Annotated in this window: 10 protein-coding genes; 4 read left to right on the forward strand and 6 right to left on the reverse strand. The window is 70.4% G+C overall.

Annotation, left to right across the window (positions count from 1 at the left end; translation table 11 throughout):
• Positions 1-570: 570 nt before the first annotated feature.
• The 5 genes from HH310_RS26735 to HH310_RS26755 all read right to left on the reverse strand — a co-directional run bounded on the left by HH310_RS26735 (position 571) and on the right by HH310_RS26755 (position 6,259).
• Positions 571-1,683, reverse strand: coding sequence for a glycosyl hydrolase 53 family protein (locus HH310_RS26735; RefSeq protein ID WP_248294441.1), 1,113 nt, complete (start codon positions 1,681-1,683; stop codon positions 571-573).
• A gap of 464 nt (positions 1,684-2,147) precedes the next feature.
• Positions 2,148-3,188: a LacI family DNA-binding transcriptional regulator gene (locus tag HH310_RS26740; RefSeq protein WP_169178407.1), complete on the reverse strand. Its 1,041-nt coding sequence runs from the start codon at positions 3,186-3,188 to the stop codon at positions 2,148-2,150.
• Position 3,189: 1 nt separating this feature from the next.
• Entirely contained in the window at positions 3,190-4,068 is an 879-nt protein-coding gene (locus HH310_RS26745; protein ID WP_169178408.1) for a carbohydrate ABC transporter permease, read from the reverse strand.
• The gene (locus HH310_RS26750) at positions 4,068-4,964 is read right to left on the reverse strand and encodes a carbohydrate ABC transporter permease (RefSeq protein ID WP_169178409.1); all 897 of its coding nucleotides are present in this window, start codon (positions 4,962-4,964) and stop codon (positions 4,068-4,070) included. Before HH310_RS26750 ends, HH310_RS26745 begins: the two co-directional genes overlap by 1 nt.
• 2 nt (positions 4,965-4,966) lie before the next feature.
• Positions 4,967-6,259, reverse strand: a complete 1,293-nt coding sequence (locus HH310_RS26755; protein WP_169178410.1) for an ABC transporter substrate-binding protein — start codon at positions 6,257-6,259, stop codon at positions 4,967-4,969.
• A gap of 168 nt (positions 6,260-6,427) precedes the next feature.
• Here HH310_RS26755 and HH310_RS26760 point away from each other — a divergent pair, with 168 nt between their 5' ends.
• The 3 genes from HH310_RS26760 to HH310_RS26770 all read left to right on the forward strand — a co-directional run bounded on the left by HH310_RS26760 (position 6,428) and on the right by HH310_RS26770 (position 10,689).
• Positions 6,428-8,647, forward strand: coding sequence for a beta-galactosidase (locus HH310_RS26760; RefSeq protein WP_312034337.1), 2,220 nt, complete (start codon positions 6,428-6,430; stop codon positions 8,645-8,647).
• Positions 8,648-8,912: 265 nt separating this feature from the next.
• On the forward strand, positions 8,913-10,109 hold the full coding sequence (locus HH310_RS26765) for an MFS transporter (protein WP_169178411.1): 1,197 nt from the start codon (positions 8,913-8,915) through the stop codon (positions 10,107-10,109).
• Between the two features lie 160 nt (positions 10,110-10,269).
• The gene (locus HH310_RS26770; RefSeq protein WP_169178412.1) at positions 10,270-10,689 is read left to right on the forward strand and encodes a heme-binding protein; all 420 of its coding nucleotides are present in this window, start codon (positions 10,270-10,272) and stop codon (positions 10,687-10,689) included.
• Positions 10,690-10,770: 81 nt separating this feature from the next.
• Here HH310_RS26770 and HH310_RS26775 read toward each other — a convergent pair whose 3' ends face one another.
• Positions 10,771-11,595 carry a helix-turn-helix domain-containing protein gene (locus tag HH310_RS26775; RefSeq protein WP_169178413.1) on the reverse strand — a complete coding sequence of 275 codons (825 nt, stop codon included), beginning with the start codon at positions 11,593-11,595 and terminating at the stop codon, positions 10,771-10,773.
• A 138-nt stretch (positions 11,596-11,733) separates the two neighbouring features.
• Between HH310_RS26775 and HH310_RS26780 the strand changes: the two genes are divergently transcribed.
• Positions 11,734-12,393 (forward strand): NAD(P)-dependent oxidoreductase, encoded by a 660-nt coding sequence (locus HH310_RS26780; protein WP_169178414.1) that lies wholly within the window; start codon positions 11,734-11,736, stop codon positions 12,391-12,393.
• Positions 12,394-12,500: the final 107 nt, after the last annotated feature.

Raw genomic sequence — 12,500 nt, forward strand, 5'->3', positions numbered from 1 at the left:
GGCGGGACCTTCCCGTCGTGGAGGGTGCCCACACCTGGGTGGGGGTCGCCGTGGTGTGGGGAACCGCAACCTTCCCGGTGTCGCGGGTGCCCACGCCCGGGTGGGGGTGGCTGCGGTGTGGGGAACCGCAACCTTCCCGGTGTCGCGGGTGCCCACGCCCGGGTGGGGGTGGCTGCGGTGTGGGGAACCGCAACCTTCCCGGTGTCGCGGGTGCCCACGCCCGGGTGGGGGTGGCCGTGGTGTGGGGAACCGCAACTTTCCCGGTGTCGCGGGTGCCCACGCCCGGGTGGGGGTCGCCGTGGTGTGGGGAACCGCAACCTTGCCGGTGTCGCGGGTGCCCACGCCCGGGTGGGGGTGGCTGCGGTGTGGGCAACCGCAACCTCCTCGGCGTCGCGACTCCCCACGCCCGGGTGGGGCGGCCACTGTGGGGAGCTGGGACCTGTCCGGGCCTGGCGGCGTCGCCTCGCACGGGGGCTCCCGGCCGACGGAACCAGCTGAACAGTTACGGAGTGTGAGACGACTGCCCACTGCCGGCGGCGGTCGTCGGCTCACACCGCGGCCGGATCTCCGTCAGGCTTTCCAGCGTATGTGCGGGTTCACGTGGCCCGTCGCGTCGAAGATCGCCATGTTGTCCCAGCCGTCGCCGGTCCCGTTGATGTCCGCCGGGTCCCAGCCGTTGCCCTTGACGGCGTACCAGGTCGGCTCCCAGTAGAAGACCCCGATCGCCCCGGCCGCGCGCGCCGTGTCCTGCACCTGGCGGAACTCGTTCGCCTGCCCCGCCGGGGTGGCCGGGTTGCCGTCGCAGAGGGTGGTGCCGTCCATCACGTTCTTCTCGTCGTCGGCGTCGAAGGTCGTGAACTGGTACGCGGTCTCGGCGATGACGACCGGCTTGCCGTAGCGCGCCGTGACGTCGGTGATGACGCTCGCCAGGTTGGCCAGGGTGCCGTGCCAGAAGCAGTAGTAGGACAGCGCGGTGACGTCCCACTTCACGCCCTGCGCCGCGATCCCGTCGTAGAACCAGTGCGCGTTCGCGACGTTGTCCGCGTCGGCGGTGTGGATCAGCACCTTGGTACCCGGGTTGCAGTCCTTGACCGCCTGGTAGCCCTTCTTCAGCAGCGCGGCGAGCGGCCCGAAGTCATTGTTGACGACCTGCCCTTGCGGCCACAGCATGCCGACGTTGATCTCGTTGCCGAGCTGAACGCTGTCCGGAGTGGTGCCCTGCGCCTTGAGGGAACGGCACACGTCGTACGTGTAGCGGTAGACGTCGTTCTGCAGCTGGGCCAGCGAGTGCGAGGCCCAGGCCACCGGCGGGAACTGCTTGCCCGGGTCGGCCCAGGTGTCCGAGTAGTGGAAGTCGACGAGCAGCTTCAGACCCCGCGCCTTGATCGAGCGCGCCTGCCGGAGCACGGCGCCCTTGTCGTTGTAGCCGCTGACCGGGTTGTTCCAGACGCGCAGCCGCATGTAGTTGGCCCCGGCCGACTTCAGGATCCGAAGCGGGTCCTGCCGTCGCCCACCGGCGTCGTAGTACTTCGCGCCGAGGTCCAGGCTGCGCTGCAACGAGGAGACGTCCGCCCCGCGCATCGTGAGTGCAGCACCGGTGTGCGCTTGGGCGGGCGTCGCGATCGCCCCCGCCGAGATCGCCAGGACGGCGGCGAGCACGGCGGCACGCATCGTTCGAATCATGTCGCTCCTTTCTGGAACCGGTGAAATATCGGATTTGTCGGACTGGGCAGGGTGGCGCGTGGGGTGGTAGCCGGGATCGGAGTGGGCTCTGCGGCGCGGGTTGGTCGGGTCATGTCGCTCCTTTCCGGCCCTGGGGAAATATCGGATTTGTCGGGCGAAGCGAGGAGGGTGTGCGTGGCACCGCGGGTGAGCAGCGCCGGGAGCCACGCAGCAAAGCGGCGCGGGTTGGCGGCTGGCTCGAGCGCTGGGAGCGGGTGGTTCTGGAGCGCTGGGAGTGGGTTGCGCTGAAGCGCTGGAACTGAGTTGGTCAATAGCGCTAGGACTGGGTTGCGCTGGGGCGAGCGCTGGGCGTGGGTTGCGCTGGGGCGCTGGGAGAGCGGGTTGGCCCCGGGGCGCTGGGAGTGGGGTTGGGATGGAGCGCTGCGAGTGGGTAGGGACGCTGGGGGGCGCTCGGGCTGGCCCGGTCAAGGAGCCGGGGAGCTCGCCCTCACGACCAAGGATGTCGGCACGGTGATGGACAACGGGGTGCGGCCTGCAATCACGTCCGTCAGGAGGCGGACCATCTCGTCGGCTACCCGGTCCAGCGGATGCCGGACCGTCGTCAGTGGGGGTTCGGTCGTCGCGGCCAGGCCCGAGTCGTCGAAGCCGACCACGCGCACGTCGCCGGGGACGTCGCGGCCGGCGGCGCGCAGGACCCGGAGCGCGCCGGCGGCCATCGCGTCGGAGGCCGCGAAGACGGCGTCCAAGGCCGGCGCCCGGGTGAGCAGCGTCTGCATCGCCGCGGCGCCACTTTCCCGGCTCCAGTCGCCGTGCTCGACCCGTGACGGGTCCAGGGGCAGGCCGTGCGCGGTCAGCGCGTCCTGATAACCCTGCAGGCGGTCCACCCCGCCGGCCATGTCGGGCGGGCCGGTGATGGTGGCGATGCGGGTGCAGCCGGCCGCGATCAGGTGTTCCACGGCCGAGCGGGCGCCAGAACGGTCGTCCGCCGCGACCGAGCTGATCGTCTGCTCGTAGCCCAGGACGCGGCCGCACGCCACGATCGGCACGCCGGCGTCGACGAGCTGGGCCAGCAGCGGGTCGCCGGAGTGCGGTGACACCAGCAGCACCCCGTCCACGTGGCCGCCGGAGAGGTAGGCGACGGCGCGGGAGCGTTCGGCGGGCGTCGACGCGATCATCAGGATCAGGGTGAGGGAGCGGTCGGACAGGGCCTGGGCCGCGCCGCGCAGCAGCACCGAGAAGTTCGGGTCCTCGAACAGCAGATGCTGCGGCTCGGTGAGCAGGAACGCGATGGACCCGGACCGTCCGGTGGCGAGCGACCGCGCGTGTGGGTTGGCCGTGTAGCCGGTGCGGGCGATCGCCTCCCGCACCGAGCGCACCGCCGCCGGGCTCACCCAGTCCCGTCCGTTCAGGACGCGCGACACGGTGGCGTAGGAGACCCCCGCCTCGCGAGCGACGTCGCGGATCGTGGGCCGTTTTCGCGGCGTACCGGGCACGACGGGGATCATGTCACGCCTTCACCGCCCCGGCCGCGAGGTCCACCCGCCAGTAGCGCTGCAGGCCCAGGAACAATACGACCAGCGGCACCACCGACAGCAGCGCCCCGGTCACCACCGACGTGTACATGGCCGGCTGCGTGGCACCTTGGTTGAGCAGGCCGCTGAGCCCCACGGTCACCGGGAACAGCTGGTCGTCGCCGAGCATGATGAACGGCAGCATGTAGTTGTTCCAGATCGCCACGAACTGGAACAGGAAGACGGTGACCAGCGCCGCGCGCATCATCGGCAGCACCACCCGCACGAAGGCGCGCCCGTCGCCGGCCCCGTCGATCCGGGCGGCCTCGAGAATCTCGGTCGGCACCGTCGCGGCCGCGAAGATCCGGGACAGGTAGATCCCGTACGGGCTGATCATCGACGGCAGCAGCACCGCCCAGTACGTGTTGGTCATCCCCACCTTGGCCAGCAGCAGGTACTGCGGGACGGCGAGGATCACGCCGGGCACCAGCACCCCGGCGAGGATCAGGTTGAACACGAACGACTTGCCGCGGAACTCGTACTTGGCGAGCGCGAAACCCGCCATCGCCGAGACCAGCGTCGATGCTGCCGCGCCGGCACCGGCGTACAGGAGGGAATTGATCATCCAGCGCCAGTAGAGACCGTCGCGGTAGGACGACAGGAAGCCGATGTTGCCGAACAGGTGGGTGCCGGGCGTCAGCGTGAACGTGCTGAACAGGTCGCCGGAGCTCTTCGTCGAGGCGATCACCACCCAGACGACCGGGAGCAGGCAGTACGCGGCGCCGAGCAGGAGCAGCACGGTCGCGGTCGGGCTGGTGCGCCGGCGCGGCCGCTCAGCGGTGACCGCGGCGGTCTCCAGAACCAGGACGGCCATCAGTTCTCCTGACCGAACGCGCGGGTGCCGACCAGGCGCAGGAAGCCGAACGAGATCGCGAAGGTCGCCACCGCGATGATCACCGAGGTGGCCGCCGCCGAGTAGATGTCGTTGCGGGTGAACGCGTCCCGGTAGACCTTCATCAGCGGCGTCCAGGTGGTGGAGATGGTGTTGCTCAGCGGCCGCAGCGTCATCGGCTCGGCGAAGACCTGCAGCGTGGCGATGAGCGAGAAGACGAACGTCATGATCAGCGACGGCGTGATGATCGGGATCTTGATGCGCCACGCGATCTGGACGTCCGAGGCGCCGTCCAGCCGGGACGCCTCGACCATCTCGGTCGGGATGGCCCGCAGCGCCGTGTAGAGCACGATCATGTTGAAGCCGGTGCCGCCCCAGATCGCGATGTTGGCGACCGCGTAGAGCACCCAGGACGAGGACAGGGCGTCCGGCGGCTGGATGCCCGCGCCCTGCAGCGCGTCCACGATCGGGCTCACCCGCGGCAGGTACAGAAAGCCCCACAGCAGCGAGGCGATCACGGCCGGGATGGCGTACGGGAGGAAGATCGACGTCCGCGCGAAGGTGCCGACCCGGGTGCGCCCGGCGTCCAGCAGCAACGCCATCAGCAGCGCCAGGCCGAGCATGACCGGCACGACCACCAGCCCGTACGCCCCGACGCGCACCACGCTGGGCAGGAACTCGGCGTCGGACAGTGAGCGGGTGTAGTTGCCGAGCCCGGCCCACACCTCGGTGCGCGCGCCCCGGCCCAGCCCGAGACCGCTCACCTTGACCCGGCGCAGGCTCAGGTAGATCGAGTAGCCGATCGGTGCCGCCAGGAACGCCGCGAACAGCACCAGGGCCGGGGCCAGGAACGCATAGGGTACGCCGGTACGCCGCATGATCAGCCCGCGATCTTGAAGCCGGCGTTCTTCATGTCGTCGACCGTGGCCTTCTGCATGGTGGCGAGCGCGTCCGGGAAGCCCTTCTTGGCCTCCGCCGCCTTGGCGAACGCGTCGTTGTACGAGCTGTAGGTGACGTTGACGTTCGGACCGTACGTGAACGGGTTGGTGATCTTCCCGGCCTCGGCGGCGATCGTGTAGTAGTCCGGCTGGTTCGCGAAGAACGCGGGCGGCGACGTCAACGCGACGCTGGTCGCGTCGTTGGCGGCGGGGTAGACGTTGGCGTCGGTGGCCAAAGCCTTGAGCGCGGCCGGATCGGTGTTCAGCCACGCGACGAACGACGCGGCCTGCGTCTTGTGCTTGCTCTGCGAGGTCACGCTGGTGGCCGACCCGCCCCAGTTGCCGTTGGCCGGCTGCGCCGGGTCCCATTGCGGGAGCTGCGCGACCTTCCACTTGCCCTTGGTCTTGGCGGCGTTGCCTTCCAGTACGCCCGGACCCCACACCGCGCCGAGCCAGCCGGCCTGGGTGCCGTCGTTGAGCGCGGCGTTCCACTCCGGCGTGTACATCGGCTTGTTGTCGATCACGCCGGCCTGTACCAGGCCACCCCAGTAGGAGGCGACCTTCTGGGTGGCGGCACCGTCGATCGCCACCGACCAGGTGTCACCCTGGATGCCCCACCAGGACGCGCCGGCCTGCTGGGCGAGCCCGGCGAACCAGCCCGGGTCGTTGGAGGAGAAGGTGCCGAGGTACTGCTTCGGGTTCGCCTGGTGGATCTTGCGGGCCGCCGCGGCGTAGTCGTCCCAGGTGGCCGGCGCCTTGAGGCCGAGCTTGTCGAAGACGTCGGAGCGGTAGAAGAACATCATCGGGCCGGAGTCCTGCGGCACGCCGTACACCGACTCGGACCCGAGCGTGACCGCGTTCCACACTGAGTCGGGGAACTTGGCCTTCAGGCCGCCGGCCTCCTTCGCGATGTCCGCGAGGGCGTTCGCCGAGACCAGCGTGGGCAGCTTCTGATATTCGGCCTGCATCACGTCCGGTGCGCCGCTGCCCGCCTTGATCGCGGTGAGCAGCTTGGTGACCGCCGGGTCGCCGCCGTCCTGCTTGTTGACCGTCACGTGGATGTCGGGGTGCGCGGCGTTCCAGCCCTCGACGACCTTGTCCATGTTGGGCGCCCAGCTCCAGTAGGTCAGCTCGACCTTCTCGCCGGGTTTCGCGGCCTGGTCGTCGCTGTCGCCGCCGTTGCTGCAGCTCGCTATCAGAAGCGCCGCGGCAAGCAGCACGAGAGTCTTCTTCATCGAAAGCTCCTCGATCGATGGGGGTCGAACAGGGCCTGTGACCGGTTACAGTGAGCCTCGCCATCGTGAATGTCAAGGGATTGCTTCCATGCGGTTAAAGGGCGGTATCGTGCGTGCCTGGTGGGCTGTGACCGGTTACAGTCCTCGTTCATCCATCGAGGAGCGCCCGTGACCGCACTCGTCGTCCGGCATCAACCCTGGACGTCGGAGCCGCGCCGCCCACCGATGAGCAACGAGGTGGACGCGCGGCCCGGTCTGTCGCTGACCAGCCGCTACCTGACGCGCGACGGGCACCCGGTCATCCCGGTCTCCGGCGAGATCCACTACAGCCGGGTGCCACGCCATCGCTGGGTCTCCCGGCTGCGGCAGATGCGCTCCGGCGGGGTCACGGTCATTTCCGCGTACGCCTTCTGGCTGCACCACGTCCCGGAACGTGGCCGGCCGCGCTTCGACGGGAATCGCGACGTGGGCGCGTTTCTGGACGCGTGTGCGGCCGAAGGGTTCGACGTGGTGCTGCGCATCGGTCCGTGGTGTCACGGCGAGACCCGCAATGGCGGCTTCCCGGATTGGGTTCAGGATTCCCCGGTACGCCACCGGACCGATGACCCGGCCTATCTGGCACTCGTCTCGGAATGGTTTTCGCAGCTCGCCGCGCAGGTTGCCGGGCGGTCGTTAGCAGGGCTGCAATTGGAGAACGAGCTCTACGATCAGCCGGGGCATCTGCTGACGTTGAAGCGGCTCGCCCGGGCGGCGGGATTATCGGCTCCACTGTGGACGGCGACGGCCTGGGGCGGGGCCGAGCTTCCGGCGGAGGAAGTGTTTCCGCTTTACGGCGGGTACGGCGACGGATTCTGGGTCGACGCGGACGCGCCCTGGGATCCGACGTTCCGCGAGCATTATTTCTTCTCGCACGTCTGGGACGACCCGGGCATCGGAGCCGATCTGCGGCGGTCGAATCCGGCGCGGCCGGCCCGGTCGCCGTCGCCGCTCTTTCCGCCCGCCACCTGCGAACTCGGCGGCGGCATGGCGACCGCGTACCACCGGCGACCGCGGCCTTCGGCGCTCGACGTGGCGGCCATCGCGCACGGCAAAATCGGCAACGGGTCGGCCTGGCAGGGCTATTACATGTACGCCGGGGGCACGAACCCGCCGGGCACGCAGGAATCGCACGCCTCCGGCTATCCGAACGACATGACACCGCTCGGCTATGACTTCCACGCCCCGATCGGGGAGGCCGGACTGCTGAGCGGGTCGCACGCGCTGTTACGTCAGCAGCATGCGTTCCTGGCCGCTTTCGGTCCGGCGCTGGCCGAGATGCCGTCGAGCCTGCCCGACCTACGCCCGTCCGGTGTGGAGGATGTCCGGACGCTGCGCTATGCGTTACGCAGCAATGGCGACAGCGGATTCCTGTTCATCTCCTGGCATCAGCCACACGTCCCGCTGCCGGACTATGCAGAAGCCCAATTTGCCGTACGCCTCGACGACCGTTCCGTCGTTCTGCCCGCCTCGCCGATGACGATTCCGGCGGGGACGCTCGCGCGGTGGCCGCTGGGGTGGGACGCGGGAGGCGTGCGCCTCGACTGGGTGACCGCGTCGGCGTTGACGGTGCTGCCGGGCGCCCGCACGACGCTGGTGTGCGTGGAGTCGGCGGGGATCCCGGTGTCGTATTCGGTCGGCGGGGTGGTGCACGAGGTCGAGGCGTCGACGGTCCCGGTGCGGGTGTCGGCGGACGCGGATCTGCTGGTCCTGCCGGCGTCGGTGGCGGATGCGGTGTGGGTCGACGTGGACCGCAGGCGGCTCTTTCTGTCGGCCGACGAGCTGACGTGGGACCCGGACGGGGTGGTGACGGCCCGGACGTCGTCGGCATATCCGGAGGTGCGGGTCTACGCCGCCGGCGGGTTCGTCGAGGTCCCGATGCGCCGCGCGGCCCCCTCGCTGGGGGCGGTCGCGGACGGGCGCGCCACCCTCGTGCGTCGTGCGGGTGGGGCGGTGCCGGTGGCGTACGGGAAATTTGACGGGCGGCAGTCGGCGCCCTCCGCGGCCGTCTTCGAGGAGCTCGCGGCGGTTTTCTCGCTCTCGCTGCCGCGGCTGCCCGACGATCTGGACGGATTTATCCGGATATCGTGGGCGGGGGATGTCGCGCAGCTGCGGGTCGACGGGCGCACGGTGACCGACCGGTTCTGGGATGGCTCGGACTGGGTGGTCAGCCTGCGCGACGCCGGCTACGCGCCCGGCTCGTCGCTCACGCTGCACGTGCTGCCGCTGGCCGCCGGCTCTCCGGTGTGGCTGCCCGAGGACGCCCGCGACCGCCTCCTCGGCAGCCTCGGCGAGCTCCTCGCCGTCGACGCGATCGAGCTGCTGGGTCTCGCCTCGTGGCCGGAGGCATAGCCCCCCACCTGCCGGGCGACCCGCAAGACGTTATCGGTGCGGCCGAGTTCAGCGGCGTGAGTCCGGCCTCAGTCTTTGTACCTGCCGGGCACGAATTTGTACTGTTCCGATCGTGGCGAGGCCGACGAAATTTGATCCGGATCTGACGGCTCGCTGCGTCTCGGGAGTGTGATCGGCGCCCCTTTCCTCCGCCCTTGTTCCGCCTCCTCCGGGCCCCGGGTCGGTCTCAATTCTGTACTCCCCGTTCCAGAAAGGTTCTGCCCCCATGCCTCTCGCGCTTCTGGCTCTCGCGATAGGAGCTTTCGGGATCGGGACGACCGAGTTCGTGGTCACGGGCCTGCTGCCCGACGTATCGCAGGACCTCGGCGTCTCCATTCCCACGGGCGGACTGCTCGTCACCGGATACGCGCTCGGCGTGATGTTCGGTGCGCCGCTGATGACCGTGCTCGGCACCAAGGTCTCCCGTAAACGGATGCTGACGCTGCTGATGGGCATCTTCATCGTCGGCAACCTGGTCTCCGCGTTCGCGCCGTCGTTCGCCGTGCTGCTGATCGGGCGGGTGGTCACCTCGCTCGCCCACGGCGCCTTCTTCGGCATCGGCTCGGTGGTCGCGGCCGACCTGGTCGCGCCGAACAAGAAGGCCGGCGCCATCGCGATGATGTTCACCGGTCTCACCGCCGCGAACATCGTCGGTGTCCCGCTGGGCACGCTGGTCGGACAGTCCGCGGGCTGGCGGGTGACCTTCGGCATCATCGCCGCGATCGGCGTCGTCGGCCTCGCGGGCGTCGCCCGGCTCGTGCCCGAGGTGTCCCGCCCGGCGAACGTGCACCTGCGGCACGAGGTGGCCGCCTTCAAGAACGCGCAGGTCCTGCTGGCCATGGGGATGACCGTGTTCGGGTTCGGCGGCGTGTTCGCGGCGATCACCTACATCGCGCCGATGATGACCCACGTCGCCGGCTACTCGGCGGGGTCGGTCACCTGGCTGCTGGTCCTGCTCGGCGCCGGGATGGTCGTCGGCAACCTGCTCGGCGGCAAGTTCGCCGACCGCGCGCTGATGCCGATGCTGTTCACCTCGCTGGGCGCCCTCGTCATCGTCCTGGCCCTGTTCACCGTCACCGCCCACCACAAGGCCGAGGCGGCGGTGACCATCGTCCTGATCGGAGCGCTCGGCTTCGCCACCGTCCCGCCCCTGCAGAAACAGGTCCTCGATCGGGCGCACTCGGCCCCGACGCTGGCCTCGGCGGTGAACGTCGGCGCCTTCAACCTGGGCAACGCCCTTGCCGCGTGGCTCGGCGGGCTCACCATCTCGGCCGGACTCGGCTACACCGCCCCGAGCTGGGTCGGCGCCATCATGGCCGGGATCGCCGTGCTGCTCGCCGTGGCGTCCGCGGTGCTGGAACGCGCCAAACGGTCGCCGGGTGCCGCCGCGATCCCGCCGGCGGTCGCCGTCAGCGCCGACTGAGCACTCTTTCGCGACCCGCCACGTGCGGCACTCTTTCGCGACCCGCCACGTGCGGCACTCTTTCGCGACCCGCCACGTGCGGCACTCTTTCGCGATTCGCCACGTGCAGCACTCTTTCGCGACCCGCCCCGTCACCACGCACCGACCAAGGAGAACCATCGTGAGCACCATCGCCGTCGCGCCCTTGAGCACCGCGGAAGCCGAGTCCCTCATCGCCGGGGCGACCCGTGCCGCCGCGGCCGCCGAGGTCCCGGTCAGCGTCGCCGTCCTGGACGTCAGCGGCCAGCTGCTGGCGTTCCGGCGCGACGACCAGGCCCGGCTGATCTCGGGGGAGACCAGCCGGGCCAAGGCCTACACGTCACTGCAGCTGAACGCGCCGACCGCCGACCTCGCCGAGGCGGTGCAGCCGGGGGGTCCGCTGCACTCGCTGCCCACCGCGCTGGACCGGCCGTTGCTGTTCGTCGGCGGCGGCCTGCCTGTGCACCGCGACGGCCAGCTCATCGGCGCGATCGGGGTCGGCGGCGGCACCCCGGACCAGGATCATTCCTTCGCCACCGCGGCGATCGCGGCGCGCGGATGAGGGTGCGCGGCTGAGAGGCGCGCGGTTGCGGGAGACGCGGTTCAACGGCGTGCTCCGAAGCCGCGCGCCGAAGCCGCGCCTCTAGGCGGCGAGGGCTTGCAGGCGCCGCAACCGGTCGGCCGTGTCGGAGCCGGGGGCGGCGCTCTGGAACGTGAAGTGCTGGCAGGGCTCGCCCGCGACCTCGAAGCTCTCGCCGACCAGCGTCAGCCGGCCGACCCGCGGATGGTTGTACTCGTGCACGCCGTACGCCCAGGCGCCGACCGGGTGCGCGGCCCACATGCGTACGAAATCGGGGCTCTTGATGCTCAGCTCACCGACCAGCTCGGCCAGCCGCGGGTCGTCCGGGTCGGTGACCGTCGCCACGCGCAGGGTCGCGGCATAGTTGCGGGCCTCGGCCTCCCAGTCGACGAACAGGTCGCGGACGTCCGGCTCAAGGAACATGCGCAGCACCAAGTTGACCGGCCGGCCGGACGGCAGCCCGAACAGCGCGTAGGCGAGCCGGTTGCCGGCCAGCAGATCCATGTAGCGCCCGGCGATCAGGGCCACCTTGTCGGTGGTGTCCTCGGCCAGCGCGACCAGCGAGTCGCGCACCGTCTCCGGCTCGGTGCGCCGGACCAGTGGCGTCGGCCAGGCCAGGCGGGCCAGATGCCGCCGGTCGGTCTCGTCCAGGCGCAGCGCGCCGGCGATCGCCTCCAGGACCGCGTCCGAGGCCTGCCGGCTCTCGCCCTGCTCCAGCCGGGTGTAGGTCTTCACGCTCACCCCGGCGAGCTGCGCCACCTCCTCGCGGCGCAGGCCGGGCACCCGGCGTTCCTTGCCGTACGTGGTCACGCCGGTCTCCTGCGGGGTCAGCGCGGCCCGTCGTGCGCGTAGAAAGTCCGCTAAGTCGTTCTTGTGCTGTTCCGACACGGAGCCATTGTGTCTCGTGATCACCGGCCCTGCCAGCCCACGCCGCGGGTACCCAGACCGGGGGAGTGGCAGGTCGATTCGCCCGGCGACAGTCTCGGTGCGTACTTCCCTTGAGCACTTGTCCCGAGAGGCGAACTGATGTCAAACGTTGTTGTCTTCGGCTACTCCGGCTTCGGCGGCGGACATATCACCGAGGAGCTGCTGGCGCGCGGCCACCGCGTGACCGGGGTTGCCCGGACGGCCACCACCGACGCCCGGCCGAACCTCACCACGCACGCGGGTTCGGTGCACGACGCCGCCTTCGTCGAGCGGATCACCCAGGACGCGGATGTGATCGTCGTCGCGCTGCCCGGGGCGCCGGACGGGCAGCCGGAGCTGGCGAGCGCGCTGCCCGCCCTGCTCGAGGCGGCCGCCCGCGCGGGTGCCCGGCTCGGCGTGGTCGGCGGCGGCGCGACCCTGCTGGCCTACGAAGGCGGCCCGGTCGTCCGCGACCTGCCCACGTTCCCGCCCGAGTACACCACCGAGGCGGACGCGCACCTGCGTGCCCTGGAGCTGCTGCGCGGCTACGACGGGGTCGCCGACTGGTTCTACTTCGCTCCGCCGGTGGGGTACGGGCCGTGGAACGCGGGGACGCGCACCGGGAACTACCGGCTCGGCGAGGAAGTGCTGATCAAGGTGCCGGGGACGGCGCGCGAGGGGTTCGACTCGAGCATCTCCGGCCCCGACTTCGCGGCCGGGTTCGCCGACGAGATCGACAACCCGAAGCACCACCGGGGTCAGCTGACGATCGGGTACTAGACGAGCGCTGCCGCCGCCCTGATGGGGCAAGCTGAGACCGCCGCGGCCGCCCGGTCGCGCGGCGGTCTCGGTGGCGGGGCGGGCGTCCTCGCTCCGTGTAACTGCCC

Origin of the sequence: Actinoplanes sp. TBRC 11911 (genome assembly GCF_012933445.1) — a bacterium.
Classification (GTDB): domain Bacteria; phylum Actinomycetota; class Actinomycetes; order Mycobacteriales; family Micromonosporaceae; genus Actinoplanes.

Bases quoted from the DNA above. Each gene is read 5' to 3' on its own strand.
- HH310_RS26735 (WP_248294441.1), bottom strand. From the start codon at position 1,683: ATGATTCGAACGATGCGTGCCGCCGTGCTCGCCGCCGTCCTGGCGATC.
- HH310_RS26740 (WP_169178407.1), bottom strand. From the start codon at position 3,188: ATGATCCCCGTCGTGCCCGGTACGCCGCGAAAACGGCCCACGATCCGC.
- HH310_RS26745 (WP_169178408.1), bottom strand. From the start codon at position 4,068: ATGGCCGTCCTGGTTCTGGAGACCGCCGCGGTCACCGCTGAGCGGCCG.
- HH310_RS26750 (WP_169178409.1), bottom strand. From the start codon at position 4,964: ATGCGGCGTACCGGCGTACCCTATGCGTTCCTGGCCCCGGCCCTGGTG.
- HH310_RS26755 (WP_169178410.1), bottom strand. From the start codon at position 6,259: ATGAAGAAGACTCTCGTGCTGCTTGCCGCGGCGCTTCTGATAGCGAGC.
- HH310_RS26765 (WP_169178411.1), top strand. From the start codon at position 8,913: ATGCCTCTCGCGCTTCTGGCTCTCGCGATAGGAGCTTTCGGGATCGGG.
- HH310_RS26780 (WP_169178414.1), top strand. From the start codon at position 11,734: ATGTCAAACGTTGTTGTCTTCGGCTACTCCGGCTTCGGCGGCGGACAT.